This window comes from Segatella baroniae DSM 16972 = JCM 13447, from assembly GCF_000426585.1.
Lineage (GTDB): Bacteria > Bacteroidota > Bacteroidia > Bacteroidales > Bacteroidaceae > Prevotella > Prevotella baroniae.
This window is the reverse complement of the sequence record NZ_AUFQ01000004.1, coordinates 1-17,580: the sequence shown is the minus strand read 5'-3', so window position 1 is coordinate 17,580 and position 17,580 is coordinate 1. Positions and strand designations below refer to the sequence as shown.

19 protein-coding genes are annotated in these 17,580 nt (G+C 53.9%); 15 read left to right on the top strand and 4 right to left on the bottom strand.

Features of this window, described 5'->3' with window-relative positions:
* Window positions 1-12 precede the first annotated feature (12 nt).
* From K334_RS0104425 to K334_RS0104405, 5 genes are all read left to right on the top strand, one after another.
* Window positions 13-1,248 carry a glycoside hydrolase family 18 gene (locus tag K334_RS0104425; protein WP_021589150.1) on the top strand — a complete coding sequence of 412 codons (1,236 nt, stop codon included), beginning with the start codon at window positions 13-15 and terminating at the stop codon, window positions 1,246-1,248.
* Window positions 1,249-1,268: 20 nt separating this feature from the next.
* Complete coding sequence (locus K334_RS0104420; RefSeq protein WP_021589051.1) at window positions 1,269-2,453, top strand: DUF1735 and LamG domain-containing protein; 1,185 nt, start codon at window positions 1,269-1,271, stop codon at window positions 2,451-2,453.
* A gap of 22 nt (window positions 2,454-2,475) precedes the next feature.
* A complete protein-coding gene (locus tag K334_RS0104415; protein WP_025881484.1) occupies window positions 2,476-3,519 on the top strand; it encodes a BT_3987 domain-containing protein in 1,044 nt (347 codons plus the stop codon).
* A 364-nt stretch (window positions 3,520-3,883) separates the two neighbouring features.
* Window positions 3,884-4,414, top strand: a complete 531-nt coding sequence (locus K334_RS0104410; protein WP_025881483.1) for an RNA polymerase sigma-70 factor — start codon at window positions 3,884-3,886, stop codon at window positions 4,412-4,414.
* A gap of 101 nt (window positions 4,415-4,515) precedes the next feature.
* Entirely contained in the window at window positions 4,516-5,484 is a 969-nt protein-coding gene (locus tag K334_RS0104405; protein ID WP_027444575.1) for a FecR family protein, read from the top strand.
* 82 nt (window positions 5,485-5,566) lie between these two features.
* On the opposite strand, the gene K334_RS0104400 is transcribed toward K334_RS0104405, so the two are convergent.
* Window positions 5,567-6,358 carry a radical SAM protein gene (locus K334_RS0104400; RefSeq protein ID WP_027444574.1) on the bottom strand — a complete coding sequence of 264 codons (792 nt, stop codon included), beginning with the start codon at window positions 6,356-6,358 and terminating at the stop codon, window positions 5,567-5,569.
* A gap of 200 nt (window positions 6,359-6,558) precedes the next feature.
* Here K334_RS0104400 and K334_RS0104395 point away from each other — a divergent pair, with 200 nt between their 5' ends.
* From K334_RS0104395 to folK, 6 genes are read left to right on the top strand one after another with little or no spacing between them, the layout of a single operon-like run.
* Complete coding sequence (locus K334_RS0104395; RefSeq protein ID WP_021589053.1) at window positions 6,559-7,437, top strand: cell division protein FtsX; 879 nt, start codon at window positions 6,559-6,561, stop codon at window positions 7,435-7,437.
* A gap of 56 nt (window positions 7,438-7,493) precedes the next feature.
* Window positions 7,494-7,730 (top strand): DUF3098 domain-containing protein, encoded by a 237-nt coding sequence (locus tag K334_RS0104390; RefSeq protein WP_021589090.1) that lies wholly within the window; start codon window positions 7,494-7,496, stop codon window positions 7,728-7,730.
* Window positions 7,730-8,650, top strand: coding sequence for an undecaprenyl-diphosphate phosphatase (locus K334_RS0104385; protein WP_021589169.1), 921 nt, complete (start codon window positions 7,730-7,732; stop codon window positions 8,648-8,650). Before K334_RS0104390 ends, K334_RS0104385 begins: the two co-directional genes overlap by 1 nt.
* Window positions 8,651-9,361, top strand: coding sequence for a tRNA pseudouridine(55) synthase TruB (truB, locus tag K334_RS0104380; protein WP_025881481.1), 711 nt, complete (start codon window positions 8,651-8,653; stop codon window positions 9,359-9,361).
* Window position 9,362: 1 nt separating this feature from the next.
* Window positions 9,363-10,547, top strand: a complete 1,185-nt coding sequence (gene queA, locus K334_RS0104375) for a tRNA preQ1(34) S-adenosylmethionine ribosyltransferase-isomerase QueA (RefSeq protein WP_021588873.1) — start codon at window positions 9,363-9,365, stop codon at window positions 10,545-10,547.
* Between the two features lie 4 nt (window positions 10,548-10,551).
* Entirely contained in the window at window positions 10,552-10,962 is a 411-nt protein-coding gene (gene folK, locus K334_RS0104370; RefSeq protein ID WP_025881480.1) for a 2-amino-4-hydroxy-6-hydroxymethyldihydropteridine diphosphokinase, read from the top strand.
* 15 nt (window positions 10,963-10,977) lie between these two features.
* On the opposite strand, the gene K334_RS0104365 is transcribed toward folK, so the two are convergent.
* Window positions 10,978-11,757: an ABC transporter ATP-binding protein gene (locus K334_RS0104365; RefSeq protein ID WP_027444573.1), complete on the bottom strand. Its 780-nt coding sequence runs from the start codon at window positions 11,755-11,757 to the stop codon at window positions 10,978-10,980.
* A gap of 141 nt (window positions 11,758-11,898) precedes the next feature.
* On the opposite strand from K334_RS0104365, the gene K334_RS0104360 reads away from it, so the two are divergent.
* The 3 genes from K334_RS0104360 to K334_RS0104345 all read left to right on the top strand — a co-directional run bounded on the left by K334_RS0104360 (window position 11,899) and on the right by K334_RS0104345 (window position 15,528).
* Window positions 11,899-12,702 carry a carboxylesterase family protein gene (locus K334_RS0104360; protein ID WP_027444572.1) on the top strand — a complete coding sequence of 268 codons (804 nt, stop codon included), beginning with the start codon at window positions 11,899-11,901 and terminating at the stop codon, window positions 12,700-12,702.
* A 1,200-nt stretch (window positions 12,703-13,902) separates the two neighbouring features.
* Complete coding sequence (locus K334_RS0104350) at window positions 13,903-14,673, top strand: 5'-nucleotidase C-terminal domain-containing protein (protein WP_036889961.1); 771 nt, start codon at window positions 13,903-13,905, stop codon at window positions 14,671-14,673.
* Window positions 14,674-14,691: 18 nt separating this feature from the next.
* Window positions 14,692-15,528, top strand: coding sequence for a bifunctional metallophosphatase/5'-nucleotidase (locus K334_RS0104345; protein WP_021589245.1), 837 nt, complete (start codon window positions 14,692-14,694; stop codon window positions 15,526-15,528).
* Between the two features lie 29 nt (window positions 15,529-15,557).
* Here K334_RS0104345 and porT read toward each other — a convergent pair whose 3' ends face one another.
* Window positions 15,558-16,298 carry a type IX secretion/gliding motility protein PorT/SprT gene (gene porT, locus K334_RS0104340; RefSeq protein WP_025881476.1) on the bottom strand — a complete coding sequence of 247 codons (741 nt, stop codon included), beginning with the start codon at window positions 16,296-16,298 and terminating at the stop codon, window positions 15,558-15,560.
* 206 nt (window positions 16,299-16,504) lie between these two features.
* On the opposite strand from porT, the gene K334_RS14390 reads away from it, so the two are divergent.
* A complete protein-coding gene (locus K334_RS14390) occupies window positions 16,505-16,672 on the top strand; it encodes a 4Fe-4S ferredoxin (RefSeq protein ID WP_081658026.1) in 168 nt (55 codons plus the stop codon).
* A 128-nt stretch (window positions 16,673-16,800) separates the two neighbouring features.
* On the opposite strand, the gene K334_RS0104335 is transcribed toward K334_RS14390, so the two are convergent.
* Window positions 16,801-17,364 (bottom strand): hypothetical protein, encoded by a 564-nt coding sequence (locus K334_RS0104335; protein WP_025881475.1) that lies wholly within the window; start codon window positions 17,362-17,364, stop codon window positions 16,801-16,803.
* Window positions 17,365-17,580 lie beyond the last annotated feature (216 nt).

Genomic DNA, 17,580 nt, shown 5'->3' with positions numbered 1-17,580 from the left:
ACGAAAATAGAAATGAAGAAGCTATATAAGAAAGTTCTGTTGACCGCCGGCGTCATTCTGAGCATGACCGCGTGTAGCGACGCCCTCGACACGGAAATCAAGGATCCGGCCAATCTGACCGTGACCAACCGCAGCGAAGCCTACTATGCGCGGCTCCGCGACTACAAGAAGAGCGACCATCCCGTAGCGATGGGCTGGTTTGGTGGCTGGACGGGGCGCAGCGCGTCGTTGAAAAGTTCGCTCGCGGGTCTCCCCGACAGCGTCGACTTCGTGTCGCTGTGGGGCAACTGGAAGAATCCCACCGAGTCGCAGAAGGAAGATTTGAAGTTCGTTCAGGAGAAAAAAGGCACCAAAGTGCTCATCTGCTGGCAGATACATGACATTGGCGACCAGCTCACACCCGAGGAGCCGGCCGGTTGGAAAGAAAAGAATCCCGGCAAAAACTTCCGCCACGAGTTCTGGGGATGGGGCTATGAACCCGAGCAACAGAAGAAAGCTGTGGAGAAATATGCCCGCGCCATCCTTGATACTATTGCCAAGTACAACTACGACGGCTTTGATTTCGACGCTGAACCGTATATTCCTCAGATTGGATTCCAGCCCCAGGAAGAACTGTGGAAAGCACAAGGCATGATGAGTTACTTCATCGAATTGCTCTCCAAGGAACTGGGGCCGCGCTCGGGCACAGGCAAGCTGCTCGTTGTCGACGGTATGCCGGAGGCTATCGAGGCCAAGATGCACGACTGTTTCGACTACTTTATCCTACAGGTTTACCACAACAGCAACTCTGGCTATAAGGACGCGTCGTCTTTCCAAGGACGTTTTGATACGCAGTATCAGCACTACAAGAATGTCATGACACCCGAGCAGCTCTGCAAGAAGATTATTATGACTGAGAACTTCGAGGACGGTGCTAACATCGAAAGCCTGCGCATCAAGTTGGCCGTAGGACAGCAACACCGGCACGACTATGACGGACTGGCTGCCGCCAACATGTTGCGGTGGGTGACAACCAGCACGAACATCAACACCGGACAGGTTTATCAACTGCCCGAAAACGAGCAATACTGGGGCGCCCGCAGCGTGATAGCCTACGCTTTGTGGAATCCCACCATCAACGGCGTGACCTATCGGAAGGGCGGTCTCGGCACTTTCCACATGGAATATGAATACGACAAGGAGGGAACTATCAATACCTATCCCTGTCTGCGCGCAGCCATCCAACTGCAAAATCCTAACAATAAATAATCGATTAACAAGAAAGAAACATGCGTCAATTTTTCTATCATAAGACAATTCTGGCCCTTTGCGCATTGGGAATCATGACAGCCACATCGTGTGAGGACGCCAAATACACCGCACTCGAAGACCAGGCGTTCATCGACCAGACCAAGACCAACGGCAATACCAGCCGCAAGGTGGTGGTGGAAGACAAGGGAGAGACGACCGCCAGCTTCAAGGTGCAGCTCTCGGCACCCACCGGTGAGGACTGCTCTTTCGGTCTGGTCATCGACCAGGAGGCCCTCGACCGTTACAACAAGGACAATTTCACCAGTTACAAAGTGATGGACCAGACCGGTTATACCTTGTCTGCAAAGGACATCAAGATAGCTAAAGGCGAGAGCCAGTCGGCCTTGGTAGACATCAAGGTGAAGCCTTTCACGGAAGAACAGAAGAAAGCCGCGGTCAAGCTGGCTCTGCCGTTGAAGCTCGTCAGCAAAGACGGAAAGAAGGAAGTGTTGGCTTCGGGCGGCTCCATCGTCTATCTTTTTGACAATGTTGTGCGCCAGCCTGTGCCGACATACAACAAGGACAACGTGATTAAATTTGAACTGAAAGAAGACTTGGAGCTCACCGAGTGGAGCGTGGAGTACTGCGTCAACATCAGTGATCTGGGCACCCATCTTGGTGAAAAGAACAACCAGCAGCTCTTCTGCGGCTGGGGCGCGGACGACGGAGAAATCTTCTCGCGCTTCGGCGACGCCCCTATCGAGGGCAACCGCATGAATATCAAGACCCAGGGACAGCAGCTCAACAGCAACATGAAGTTCTCTACGAATACCTGGTACCACATCGCCATCGTTTGTTCAGGCTCTTCGTTGAAGCTCTATGTCAACGGCGTACTTGACAACAGCGTGCCTCTGCCGGGCAAGGTGACCAAGATCAGAAAGAACAACGTGTGGTTCGGCAACAGCAACGAACGTCCGCAATGGCTCAAAGCCAACGTGAAAGTAAGCGAATGCCGCCTCTGGAAGCGTGCGCTTCCCGTGTCGCAGATTGTCAACAACATGTATGCAGTCGACCCGGCTTCCCCCGGTCTCTTTGCTTATTTCAAGTTCAATGAGGGCAGCGGCGATACTTTCAAAGACGCGACAAAGAACGGTAACACGGCCAAAGCTGACGGCAATGGTGGTATTCAATGGGAACAAAACGTGAGAATCGATGGTAAATAAAATCTTGTAAGCAATAATCAAAATGAAAACAAACAACATACAGAATACACTCAAGGCCTTGTCGGCAGCACTATTGCTGCCCTTGGCCCTGACCGCCTGCCAGAGTGAGCCGGAAGTCGGTTCGACGCTCTATCCTTCGGAGGACAACGACAACAAGACGGTGGCTTATATCGACAACAATCTTTACAATCCGAAGAATGCGATGAAGACCCTCTATGCCCAGGCCGGAACTTCGACAAACCTTGAGATTCCGGGCGATACAATGCGGGTACATGTGCGTTTGACGGCGGTTGCTGACAAGGACTTGACCTTCAATCTCAAGGTGGACAACGCCAGGCTTACCCAGTCTGAGACTGAAAATGCCCAGGTGGTGGGCGATGAGGCCTACAAGTTGGAGTGCACGACGGTGACAGTGAAGCAAGGAAAGTTGCAGTCTGACGAGCCTTTCGTGGTGGTTTTGAACGACAAGTCGAAGGCGTTGCTTAACTTGAAAGAGGGCACGCACGGCCTGACAGCCTTCTCTTTCGACAGTGCCGATGGTGTCAAGACCAGCGAGAAATACAATACCTTCAAATGGGAATTGAACAAAGAAGTGCGTTGGGTGAACCCGAGCGGCAAGGTTGACGACCTGAAGCAGATCGATGTCAAGGACTATGACGTACAGACACCGTACGGACCATCCAACGATTTGAGTGATAATGACAAGATAACATTTGGAAGGTCTCTCATTGGTACAGACAAGCAAGACTGGTTGCGTGTCAACCTGCATGCGGAGGCACCTATCGCAGCCATTCAGCTTACACCTGCCGGAATGGTTTGGGGCGAACGCCTTTTCAATTTCTTCATGAAAGAAGTGGAAATTCTTGGTTCCAATGATGGAGAAAACTATTTCCGTCTGGGTTTCGCCACCTGTCCTTTCCGTCCGACGGCAGCTCAGGAGCCGTGGAACATCGTGTTCTATTCCGCGCAAACGGTCAAGTTTCTGGGCATTCGTACAATTTCTACATTCTCGTCTACCCAGGAAAACAATCCGGTCTTCGTCTCTGAGATGAAGCTTTACAAGTAAGTTGAAACCTCGTTTTCGAGGAATGATTGACAGGGGCACGCCCCACGTTTTCTGAAAGCAGTCCTTTTGCAAGCTAAAAGGGCTGCTTTTAGCTTGTAACCGGCCTGCTTTTGCGACGTAAAAGGCCTGCTTCTGCGACGTGGAAAGGCTGCTGCTACAATATGGACAGGCAGCTCCTGCTTTTCTTTCCACCTGCCTTTACACTTTCCCCATTGCACATTTCAAACTTCACATTTCACATTCCTCATTCCACATTCCCCATTTGTTTTATCGTTAAAAATACTAAATTAGAAGGACTTGGATGGCGTTTTCGTCCGAAATGAGTAACTTTACTCATCAAAATCTCTAATCGTGTGCATGATCAATGGAAATGACAGAAGATGAATTTAGGCTGGTCTTCAGGGAGTTTTATCCCGGCATGGCTTATTATGCAGCACATTTGGTAGACGATGACGACGTGAAAGACATTGTGCAGGAGGCCTTTGTCGAACTGTGGAAGCGGCGCGAAAGCATGTCCGACACCGACCACATGAAGGCGTTTCTCTACAAGACCGTCTATACAAGAGCACTCAACCTGATGAAGCACAGGGCTGTCGTGAAGGGGTACAGCGAGGCGCATAAGGACTTGGAAGCCCGCAGGATGGACTTCTACAGGCCAGAACTCAACGACGTGATGCGCCATGTTGAAAGCAAGGAACTGCGCGGACAAATCGAAGCCGCCATCTCCGAACTGCCCGACAAGCGGCGCCAGGCCTTTGTGATGAGCTACCTGCACGGCATGAAAAACAAGGAAATATCCGAAGTCATGGATGTTTCAGTCCGCACGGTCGACGTCCACATCTACAAGGCGCTGCTCTATTTGCGCGACAGGTTGGCGTTCTTGAAACGCGAATAACATTTTTTTTAGTTTTCGAGTAAGTTGTTTTATCACTCCGGTTGTTATATATATAAAAAGGTATAAGATTGACGACAGGAGACGAAAAGAAGAAAGAAGTCATGAATTTCAAGGTTATAAAGGATTATGTTTTAGGGAAAGGCGCGCCTGAAGACGAGCGACGGCTTGACGACTGGCTTGGCCGATCGAAGGAAAACGAACGTTTGCTCTTCGGTGCCGAGCTGCTCTATCATGAGGGGCGTGGCGATTACGACCGCGGAATGGCCGATGCGGCCAAGGTCGAGGCCTCGCTCTTCGCCGAAATCAATAGGTTGGAAGAACGCCGTGGGAAGGTGCGCCGTTTGAAATTCATGCGCTATGCCGCTGTGGCCCTCATCGTGTTGGTGGGTGGCGCGGCGGCTTTGTGGTTGCGTTACGGCAGTCCGCGCATGGTCGACGTGACCGCTTCGCACGGCGTGTTGGCCCTGACGCTGCCCGACAGCACGAAGGTGTGGCTCAACCGCGGGGCGACGCTCCGCTATCCGGAGGAGTTCGGCGACGACAAACGCCATGTGGAACTCGATGGTGAGGCCCTGTTCAGCGTGACGAAAGACCCGCAGAAGCCGTTCGTCGTCAGCAGCGACGGGGTTCAGACCAAGGTGTTGGGCACCGTTTTCGACTTCAAGACGAATGTCGGAAACCATCAGGAAGAAGTGAGTCTGTTGGAAGGAAAGCTCGAAATAACCGGCAGTCACGGCGAGGGGAAGGTCATCATACAGCCCAATCAGAAAGCCGTGGTCGACAAGCGCAGCCACACCATGGAAGTGAAAAACGTCTATGCCCCGCTGGAAGCCGTGTGGCACGATGGCATGATTCCATTCGCCAACATGTCGATAGCCGACATCGCCCATGTGCTGGGGCGGTTCTATCAGGTGGAAATCAGCCTGGCAGGCAACATGGACCGCCGCCAGACCTACTCGGGATACATCCGCCGGACGGATTCCATCGAATCGGTGTTGAACGCATTGATGTATTCCATCCCGTTCCGTTACCACAAAACGGGTGACAAGATATGGCTTACAAGAAAATGATGACGGCCCTGCATCCGCCGTTGCAGGCATATAGTCGGGCGTTAGGAAGACGGGCGACCCGTCAGCGCGCCACCCCTCAACTTCAATAGGACGCCGTGCAGCGTATGCCCGCGGCCCTTACGCGGTCGCGGATGGCGTCGAGTTCTTCGCGCGAAGCCTTTTGCAGCAGTCGGTCGGGCGTCTCCCGGTCGATGGTGTAGACCATGACTTCAGCCGGCCGGATGGCTTTCACGGCCTCAAGCCACGGCGCCACATGGCTTTCGCCGGTGTTGTCGACACTGACGGGGCTGCCGTCTATTTCCGTCGTGCCCTTCATGAACATCGACTGAATGATGACATGCCCGTTGAAAGCCTTCAGTCCTTCAACGATCCGCTCCACCTGAAAGGATGATTGCACGGGGCGGTCGACCCTACGGATATACTCCATATCCACCGTATCAAGCTTCTGAATGTTGTTGTCCACCTTCATGAGCGCGTCACGAACCCGCTCGTTGAAGATGAACGTGGCGTTGCTGAGCACGCTGACCTTGGCGTCGGGACAGTGACGGTCGCGCAGCGCGATGGTGTCGGCGATGATATGGTCGAAATCGGGATGGCCCGTGGGCTCGCCGTTGCCCGCGAACGTCAGCACGTCGGGGCGTTGGCCGTCCTGCCGCATCTGCAGCAGGGTGGCTTCCAGTGCCTGCTTCACCGCCTCGCGGGTGGGCCGCTTCAGGTGGGGGACATGGTCTTTGTTGAAACCGCATTCGCAGTATATGCAGTCGAACGTGCACACCTTGCCGTCGGCAGGCATGAGGTTGATGCCCAGAGAAATGCCCAATCGACGGCTGTGGACGGGGCCGAAGATGGGAGAGGGATAGAGGATGGTGCTCATGTGGAGTGAGGAATGTGAAATGTGAAGTGAGGAATGTGCAATGCGGGGTGAGGAATGGTGTTGTGCAAAGGTAATCAATTTTTTCGGGGGCATGGAACTTGCTGTTTGATAATTGGTTAATATGCGTTAAACAAGTTGTTGATGCCGCCTAATTTGCTTACTTTTGCACTTGATTCGGATGATTATAGCCTTTTTGCAAAATGGGAAATAAGCGCAAGAACACCGGCAACCGTCAGGGATTGCAGGTCGTTACTCTTTGTATCAGTACCGCCATGGTGCTGATTTTGTTGGGATTGGTCGTGTTCTCGGTGCTGACAGCCCGCAATCTCTCCGATTACGTGAAGGAAAACCTGACCGTCACCATGATGTTGGAAGACGACATGACCAATCCGGAAGCCCTTCAGCTGTGCCGAAACCTGCGTGCGCGCCGTTACATCAGCAGTCTCCATTACGTCAGCAAGCAGCAGGCACTGAAGGAACAGACCGCCGCCATGGGGACAGACCCGACGGAATTCATCGGCACCAACCCTTTTCTGGGTTCCATTGAGGTGAATCTAAAAGCCGATTATGCCAACAGCGACTCGCTACGTTGGATAGAAAAGGAACTGAAGAAATACCCGAAAGTGGGCGACATCACCTATCAGCAGGACTTGATGGACAGCGTGAATGACAACCTCCGGAAGATAAGTATCGTATTGTTGATACTCGCCGGACTGCTCACCTTCGTGTCATTCTCATTAATCAACAACACCGTCAGACTTGGAATCTACGCCCGCCGCTTCTCCATCCATACGATGAAGTTGGTCGGCGCGTCGTGGAGGTTCATACGACGGCCCTTCGTCTGCCGTGCGGTCGTCGTGGGATTGGTGGCCGCCCTGATAGCAGTGGTGGTCTTGGCAGGCTGCGTCTACGCGCTGGTGCAGTACGAACCCGACGCCATGACGGTCATCACGTGGGAGGTGATGGCGGTGACGGCGGCCTCGGTGTTCCTCTCGGGAATTGTCATTACGGCCGTCTGCTCCAGCATTTCGGTCAACAAGTTCTTGAGAATGAAGGCCGGAGAGCTTTATAAAATATGACTCCAGCCTGCAAACGCTCGGTGCCCCTTTCATAGAAATCAAAGAAACAGAAAACAATGGATAAGAGAAACTTCGCTTTCGACAAGACCAACTTCATTTTGTTGGCTGTCGGGATGGCCGTAGTCATCATCGGCTTTATATTGATGAGTGGCGGTGAATCGACCGACCAGGCTTACGACCCGTCGATATTCAGCGCCATGCGGATCAAAGTGGCGCCCGTCGTCACGTTCTTGGGCTTCGTCTCCATGATTTATGCCGTCATCCGCAAACCCAAAGACACGAAAGCAGAATAATGGACATCATACAGACGATCGTCATCGCAATCATAGAAGGGCTGACCGAGTTTCTTCCTGTTTCTTCGACGGGCCACATGATCATCACCCAAAACCTGTTGGGAGTGCCGCAGAGTGACCCTTTCGTACACGCGTTCACGTTCATCATCCAGTTTGGCGCCATCCTTTCGGTGGTGTGTCTCTACTGGAAACGCTTCTTCAGCATAGACCATACGCCGGTGCCGGAGTTTGCCGAGATGGCACTTTGGCAGCGGGCAGAGCATTCTCTTGCCGCAAACGCGTGGCACAGACTGAAGAAATGCTTTTATTGGCTGCGCCACCGCCTGTCGTTCTATTGGCTGCTGCTGGTGGGAGTGCTGCCCGCCGTCATCGTGGGGCTGGTCGCCAAGAAGAGCGGACTGCTCGACTGGCTGCTCGACAGCGTGGAAGTGGTGGCCGTGACATTGGTGTTGGGTGGCGTGTTCATGCTCTTTTGCGACCGCATCTTCAACAAAGGCGTGGACGAGAACACGGTGGATTGGAAGCGTGCGTTCAAGATTGGCTGCTTCCAATGCCTGTCGGTCATCCCCGGAATGAGCCGAAGTATGGCCACTATCGTGGGCGGTATGCAGCAAAAGCTCACCCGCAAACGGGCGGCGGAGTTTTCGTTCTTCCTGGCCGTGCCCACGATGGCCGGCGCGACGCTGCTGGATTTGCTTGAGATGTTCGGCGAAGAAGCGACTTGGGCGACCACGGAGAACATCGAACTTCTGCTCTTGGGCTGCCTCATCGCTTTCATTGTGGCCCTGTTTGCCATGAAATGGTTTGTCGGTTTCCTTACGAAATACGGGTTCAAGGCTTTCGGTTGGTACCGCATCGTCGTGGGACTCGTCATCCTCATCATGCTGGCCACGGGCCACTCACTTGTAATGGTCGACTAAATGGACTTCAGGACAGGTGAAATCTTTGCCATCGACAAGCCTTACCGCATGTCGAGCTTCGGTGCCTTGGCCCATGTGCGCTATCTTCTTTCGCATCGTTTGGGCTATAAAATCAAGATAGGGCATGCCGGAACACTCGACCCTTTGGCAACCGGCGTGCTGATATTGTGTACCGGGAAGGCCACCAAGCAGATTGAGAAGCTGCAGGCCCACACCAAGGAATATATAGCCGTGATGCAGCTCGGGGCCACAACGCCAAGCTACGACATGGAGCATCCCGTCAACGAAACTTATCCCACGGAAGGGATTAAGCGAGAGGTGGTCATGGAAACGTTGCCCCGGTTCATCGGCGACATCGAACAGGTGCCGCCCACCTACAGTGCCGTGAAGGTGAAGGGCGACCGTGCCTATCAGCTGCGGCGTGACGGCCAGGAGGTGAAGCTGAAGCCGAAACTGGTCCATGTCGACGAAATTGAACTGTTGGACTTCGACGCCCGGCAGATGAGATTGCGCCTGCGGGTGGTCTGTGGCAAAGGAACTTATATCCGGGCGTTGGCCAGAGACCTGGGGAGAGCCTTGCGGAGCGGGGCCTACCTGACCGAACTTTGCAGGACACGGGTGGGCGATTACGGATTAGACACGTGCGTCCCGTTCGACAACTTCGAACAGTGGATGGACGAACAACAATTAACAAAGGAGAAAACAATATAATATGAAGCTATCACAATTTGACTTTAAGCTGCCGAAAGAACAGGTTGCGCTGTATCCTCATAGCATTTATCGCGAATTTGAAAACGAGAACGGCCAGAAGGAAACGTTCCGCATCAGTCGCCGAGACGAAGCACGCATGATGGTGCTGCACCGCAAGTCGCAGACGATCGACATGTATCGGAAGGACGAAAAGGGCAATCCGATGGAAGGACAGTATATCGAATTCCGTGATATCCTCAATTATTTTGAAGAGGGCGACACCTTCATCTTCAACGACACCAAGGTTTTCCCGGCCCGTCTGTACGGAACGAAGGAGAAGACGGACGCCAAGATTGAAGTCTTCCTGCTGCGTGAGCTGAACGAGGAGATGCGGTTGTGGGACGTTCTCGTGGAGCCTGCCCGCAAAATCCGCATTGGCAACAAGCTGTTCTTCGACGAGTCGGGCACGATGGTGGCCGAAGTCATCGACAATACGACCAGCCGTGGACGCACCCTTCGCTTCCTGTATGACTGCCCGCACGATGAGTTCAAGCGCGAACTGTTCAGTTTGGGCGAGTCGCCGCTGCCACGTTATATATTGGACAGCAGGCCGATGCGCGACACGGAGGAGACCGTTCATGCCGACGCGGAGGACATGGCAGACTTCCAGACGATATACGCCAAGACCGAAGGAGCGGTCACCGCTCCAGCCACGGGGCTGCACTTCACGCGTGAACTGATGAAGCGCATGGAGATCTTGGGTATCAACGAGGCCTACATCACCTTGCATTGCGGCCTGGGAAACTTCAACGCGATAGAGGTGGAAGACTTGACCAAGCACAAGATGGACTCGGAACAGATGGTCATCGACAAGGAAGCGTGCGACGTGGTCAATGCCGCCAAGGCCGCCGGACGCCGTGTGTGCGCCATCGGAACGAGCGTTGTGAAGGCGACGGAGACGGCCGTGGGCACGGACGGCCTGCTGAAGGAGTATGATGGCTGGACGAACAAGTTCATTTTTCCGCCTTACGACTTCGGATTGGCCAACAATATGGTCGCCAATTTCTATCATCCTTTGTCGACATTGGTCATGGAAACTGCCGCTTTCGGTGGATATGACATCGTGATGGAAGCCTATCATCTGGCCGTGGAACATGGCTACATGTTCGGATGTTTCGGCGACGCTTTGTTGATTTTAGACGATTGAAACTGTGCATACGGCTTATTTGGGCTTAGGCTCCAACCTGGGAAACCGGAAGCGCAACATGCTGGACGCCGTGACATTGCTCAATGAATACGTGGGCGAAGTCGTGTCGTCGTCGTCTTATTACGAGTCGGAACCCTGGGGCTTTGATTCCCCGAACAAGTTCATCAACATGTGTGTGCGGGTGAGTACGCCCCTGTCACCCGACCAACTCTTGGCGGCCACGCAGCGTGTGGAGCGTTTGTTGGGCAGGACGGAGAAGAGCCGGCACGGCATTTATGAAGACCGAATCATCGACATAGACATCCTCCTTTTCGACGATGTCCATGTCGATGCTCCCAATTTGACCATTCCACACCCCCAAATGCACGAGCGCGACTTCGTGATGGTGCCTCTCCGTGAAGTGCTTGAGGGGTAGAAGGAGGGCAAGGCCTTATTCTTTTATCACCAGCGTCATTTCTTCGGCATTGAATCTCACGTCATGGCGGGCCACGTAGCGGGCGAGGGTGCCGTCGGAGGCCAGTTGGCGGGGCGTGCCCATGACGAGTTGGCGGTCGGACATCAGCCAAAGCTCGTCGGACAGCTGCATCGAAAGCTCCAGGTCGTGCGACGAAAGGAAGATGGTCTTCTCGTTTTCATGAGCCAGACGACGAAGCAATTGCATCGTCTCCACTTTGCTCGGGAAGTCGAGAAAGGCCGTGGGTTCGTCCAGGATGATGATTGGCGTCTGCTGGGCCAGGGCCTTGGCAATCATCACCTTTTGTCGTTCGCCGTCGCTCAGCGTGCTTGTCATGCGGTGGGCGAAGGCTTCAAGGCCCACCAAGCGCATCGCTTCGTCCACGGCCTGTCGGTCTTCGGCACGCAACCGCCCCCAGAAGTCGGTGTAAGGAGAGCGTCCCAGCGCGATGAGTTCGTCCACCCGCATGTTCTGTACCTGCGGTTTGCCCGTGAGAACGACGCTGACCAGGCGTGCGAAATCAGTCCTGGTGTAGGAAGAAAGGGAGTGCCCCAGCAGCAAGATGCGGCCGTCAAGCGGCGTCAGAAAGCCAGCCAAGGTGCGCAGCAGGGTTGACTTGCCCACGCCGTTGCGCCCCAAGAGACAGGTGAGTCGGCCGCTGTGAATCGACGCGTCGAGGCCGGTGGCCACGACATGGCGTGTCTTTCCGTGCGCATAACCTATGGACAAACGCTCAAGGCGGATGGTTTCTTGCATGCGGGCAAAGATAGGTTAAAAGCCATGAACCGCAAAATGGATTCCCACAATTTATTTTAAATGATGTTAGTAGGCGGAAAGCCGGGTTGCATCTTCATCTTATTTTCCGTAAGTTTGCAGCAAGTATAAATCTATTGAACAATGAAAAAACTGCTGATACTGCTGCTGTTGTGTTGCGGCGCATTGACCGTGGGCGCTTTCGAAGGCAACTTTGAGGCGAAGCGCAACGTGCTGGATGGGGGCTACAACTTCTGGATCTACACGCCATCGGACTACGAGAGCGACACGCATCCGCTGCCCTTGATGATATTCCTGCACGGCGCCAGCCTCTGCGGCAACAATCTCGACCGCGTGCGGCGTTACGGCGTGCTCGACGCCATCGAGCGGGGCAAGCGCATTCCCATGCTGGTGGTGGCGCCACAGAACCCCGGCGGCGCGTGGAACCCTGCCAAACTCAACGACATGTTGCAGTGGGTTGAGGCCAACTACAGGGTCGATACGACGCGTGTCTACGTGCTCGGGATGAGTCTCGGCGGCTATGGCACGATGGATTTTGTCGGTACCTATCCCGAGAAAGTGGCCGCGGCCATGGCGCTCTGCGGCGGTTGCTCGCTCAAGGACGTGAGCGGTTTGGGCCAGGTGCCGCTGTGGATCATGCACGGAACGGCCGATCGTGCGGTCTCGGTACAGCAGTCGAAGCGTGTGGTGAGCCAGCTGGAGCAGAGTGGCAACGACAAACTGTTGCGCTATTTCTGGGTGAAAGGCGCCTCGCACGGCACCTTGGCCCGCCTCTTCTACATGCAGAAGACCTACGACTGGCTCGTGGGACACTCCACAAAAGACAACCCGCGCGACGCCGACCGCAGCTTTACCATTGACGAAAGCGACATCCGACAGTCGTATCGGGAAATGAGAGTCCTCCCGGAGGATTACGAGAAGGACTGAAGGGAATGAGAAATGGGGAATGTGAAGTGTGAAATGTGAAGTGGGGAATGTGAAGTGAGAAGTGTGAAATGTGAAGTGTGAAGTTTGAAATGTGCAACGTGGAAAGCGGAAAGGCTGGTGGAAGAAAAGCAGGAGCTGCCTGTCCATATTGTAGCAGCAGCCTTTCCACGTCGCAAAAGCAGTCCTTTTACGTTGCAAAAGCAGCCCGTTTACAACGCCAAAGGGCAGCTTTCACGTCGCAAAAGCAGGCCGTTTGATAAGTCCCGTTTGGTTTATTGTAACATAATCATGGTGCATTGTGCATGCAACCGCTAAGGCGGTGGTGCGCAGTACACCATGATTATGTCCCCATGAGCCATTGGATATCAAGAAATGCCTGTCACAGCCCGCGCAGGAGGTGAAGCCAGCGGCTTCATCGCTCGATAACCCCTGGTCAGCTCTGCGAAGCGGAGTGACCAGGGGATAGAAGACCAAACGGAAATCGACCCTGTAAGGGTCGCCCAAAGACAGCCGTGATGATGGTGGGCGACCCCTCCAGGGTCGACGGATGGGTGGCGGGCACACCACCCCCGGTCATCCTGCGGCATGACCGGGGGTTACGGAGAGGTGAAGCCTCTGGCTTCAACACCCGCATGAAAGCCTCGGGGGCCGGCATGCGAGCCTGCGCTCCCGCCATCAAGGGGCAGCCGCCCGCTCCCATGACCATCCTATCACCCTTGCAGCTCGTGCCTCCGCATGCTTCAAAATCAATTGACAATTCCGACGGCTCATCCTTTATACCCAGCAATATCCACCATAAACATAAAAAGGCCAAGACCTTCGGCCTAGCTTTCTCTGTCACTGGCCAGGCAGGGTAGCTCGCTTCGCTCGCAACCATGCCCTCTAAAAGGATCAACCGCCAAGGCGGTAGTGCGCAGTGCACCATGGCTATGCTCCTATAAACTGGCCGAACTCATTCCCCACACTGCCCATTTCCCACTTCCCATTCCTCACTTCCCATTCCAAAAATCAGGGCTTTTGCAAAGTGGTCGGGCTGCAAAAAAATCCGGCCATCTACTCCTTATGTCGTGATTTTTATATAATTTTGCATCATTGGGAAAGGTTCCGCGGCCGGAACGTTTCTTTTTATTGTCGTATGAAACAGTCATTGACCGGCATGATGGAGCGAATGTAACATTAATTGTAAATAATATAGATTTCATGTTGAACTTCAAACACGTTGTTTTGTGTGCGAGCCTGTCGCTCGCGCTATTCAGTTCTTGTAAATCGCATTACAGGTTGTCGTCCATCGAGCGCACCCGACTGCTCGTGGACAGCCGTTATGATGCGCATCCCGACCGTGATGCCATGCAGTTCATTGCGAAGTATCAGCCCCAAGTCGACTCGCTGATGAGCCCGGTGGTGGGCTATGCCGCGACGGACATGGCCGTGCGGCAGCCCGAAAGCAACCTGTCGAACCTGCTGGCGGACATCCTGGTGTGGGCCGGACGCCCCTTTCATGAGACTCCCGACTTCTCCGTCTACAACATGGGAGGTATCAGGGCCGCGCTGTCGAAGGGCAAAGTGACTTATGGCGACGTGCTTGAGGTGGCGCCGTTTGAAAACAAGATATGCTTCATGACGCTCTCCGGAGAGAAGGTGCTGGAGCTGTTCAGGCAGGTGGCGGCCCTTGGCGGTGAGGGAGTCAGCCACGGGGTGGAGATGGTCATCGGCCCGGACGGGAAGTTGGAGAGCCTCAAGCTGCATGGCAAACCTGTCGACCCGGCCGCATCCTATCGGCTGGCGACGCTGGACTACCTGGCCCAGGGCAACGACGGAATGACCGCATTCAAGGCCGGAACCGACTTGGTTTCGCCCAAGGAAGACAAGAACAACGTCCGCTTTCTCATCATGGACTACTTCCGTGAGCAGATGAAGGCCGGCCGACAGGTCGACGCGAAGGTGGAAGGAAGGATTATCCGTAAACGCTAACAGACAAATATCAAGATGATGAAAGCGAAATATCTCTTTATTCTCGTGCTGTTCGCATTCATGGCGAACGCCTTCGCACAGAAACGGCTGGTGATATTGCACACCAACGACACGCACAGTACCATCTTCCCGCTCCATGCCAACCTCGCCGACACGATGAAAGCGGGGCGCGGCGGCTACATGCGCAGGGTCGCATTGCTCGAACGGGAGCGCAAGGCCGAGCCCGACCTGCTGCTCTTCGATAGCGGCGACTTCTCGCAGGGGTCGCCTTATTACACAATGTTCAAGGGCGAAGTGGAGATTGGTTTGATGAACATGATGCGCTACGACGCGGCGGTCATCGGCAACCACGAGTTTGATTTCGGGCTCGACAACATGGCCCGAATCTTCCGGATGGCCAAGTTTCCCATCCTGTGTGCCAACTATGACTTCACGGGAACGCCCGTCGAAGGACTGGTGAAGCCCTATGTGGTCTTGCGTCGCAATGGGTTGAAGATCGGCGTTTTCGGCCTTTCGCCAAAGATGGAAGGGCTGGTGGACACCGCGAAGTGCCATGGCGTGAAGTTCATGGACCCCGTCGAGGTGGGGCAGAAGATGGTGGACTTGCTCAGAAAGCAGAACTGCGACCTCGTCATCTGCCTGTCCCACCTGGGCTGGAAGGTGAGGGGTGTCGGCGACAACGAAGTGATTCGCGGCACGCGGGGCATCGATTTGGTGCTCGGCGGCCACTCGCACACCTTTTTCACCAAGTTGGAATACGAGAAAGACCTGTCGGGCAAGGAGGTGCCGGTGGACCAGAACGGCAAGCATGCCATCTTTGTCGGCAAGATGGTGCTCGACATGGAGAAACGTTGATGGCCCAATTGTGATTCGTCCGCGCCTGTCTACTCGAAGTAGAAGCAGAGGGCGACGATGCGGGAGCGTGCTTCCTTCATGCTGTTGGCGTATGGAAGCATGCTCTTGTCTTTCAGTTTGCCTGCGTGTCCTTTGTCCAAGCAGTCCAGTAGGCCGAACATGAACTTGAGTTCGGGCCGCAGCTTGAAATAGGGGAGATATAGGTCGACGCCAAGTCCCAGTTCGGCGAAGATGTCGTAGGGTTTCAGTTTGATGTAGTCGTGGCTCTTGCCGTTCAGATTCAGCATGGGACTGACTCCGCCGACGACGTATGGTCGCGTGTTGTTGAACCGCGGACCGGCGAAGATCAGCTCTGCCGCCGTCGCGATATAGACCGTTTTCAGGTTTTGCCGGTGCTCCTCCACGACCTTTTCCGCTGTGCCGATGTCTTGAAACCTGATGTGCCTGCTGCCGAAAAAGAGCGTCGGCGCAATCCTGAACTGTAGGTTCTCGGTCAGCCGGTATTCGCCCAACACCCCCACGTGGAAGCCCGGGTCCCATCGGTTTTGGTCGGTGGTGATCAGTCTTTGCGCCTGTTCTCCGTCGTCGGAGACGATTGTCTGCATCCCCACGTTGGTGAGTTCAAGGTCTTGGACGTGCGTTCCCAGCTGGATTCCGAAGTGGAACTGGCGCAAGTCGGCGTATGGACGATTCTGTACGGTCTGTCTTTGTCCGGCCATTCTGCCCGCCAAGAGCAGCGAACAGGCGATGACGCAAATGATTCTTTTCATACTTATCTAACGTGCGCTTGGCCCTTTTATTATGTAGCCGAAGGCGTCTTGCGGGCAGTTGGGGCAACGTTTTTATATAAAAAATGTATAAAATTAATACCCATTAGTAGGTATTCTGATTTATTTGTGTATCTTTGTGCTCATAATTAATGGGTATTTCACCCTCTGTTCTTGTTCTATAAACTAATTAATTTAACTTTTATATTATGGCTTACGTTATTGGTGAAGACTGCATTGCTTGCGGTACATGTATTGACGAGTGCCCCGCCGGCGCTATTTCAGAAGGCGACATCTATTCAATCAACCCCGACATGTGTACGGAATGTGGCACATGTGCGGATGTTTGTCCTAACGAAGCAATTTCTCTTCCTTAAGGATTGAGTTGCAGACAACAGAACAAGCGGGGCGTTTGCTCCGCTTTTTTCGTGCCGTTCCCGACTGGGAATCAGGTTGTCGCGGCTCTCGCGGTTCGTCGAAAGAGGCCGATGGCAGCCATGCGGGGTCAAGAACGTTTCCGTTTCCACCAATAACTGCCGGCGGCCAGAAGCACGATGACCCCTGTGATGACGTAGGCCCAGACGTTCGTGACACGTGAGGTGGCCGTAAGCGTGTAGTCTTGTGGGATGAGTCGCTCACCCGTAAGATGGAAAGTGATGACGTTGTCGGTGATGTATGCACCGCCGGTGGCGCCATAAATGGTTCCGGGCATTTTGAGGGTGTAAGGGATTTTGAGGGTGAAAGGCTCTATTTGCTTCATGACGAGCTTGCTCAAAGCCGCGCCGAGCGGAGTGTCTTCGTCAAAGAAAGGGGCGTATGCCTCGGAATGGAAGAACGACGCAAAGAGTTTGTCCGTGCCCAAGAGCGCGTCTTCGCCTTTGCCGATGCAGAATTTGATGAGCGAATCCTTCTGCGCGATGAACTCTTCTCTGGGCAGGGGAGGGTTGGGGATGGCGTCATAGTTCCGCGCGATGAAGTCGAAAACGCAGGAAGCAAGGTTGTCGTTCAGCCATTTTGTGATAAGCGGCTCTATTTCCTGTAGTTTTGCGGCGGCTTCCGCACCATTCATTCCATCGAGAAGATTGGGTTCACCTGTGAACCAGTAGCTTGCTACCTCTGCCTTGGCATACTTCTCCAGCTGGATGGGAAAATGTTTTTTCAGGCTTTTGAACGTCTCGGAAAAGACATATTCTACGCCAGTTCGGGATAAGAAAGTACCCTAAAAAGTTGGTAATCTCGCTGTTTTTTGTAATTTTATAATTGAGAATCAATAACTTACAAAACA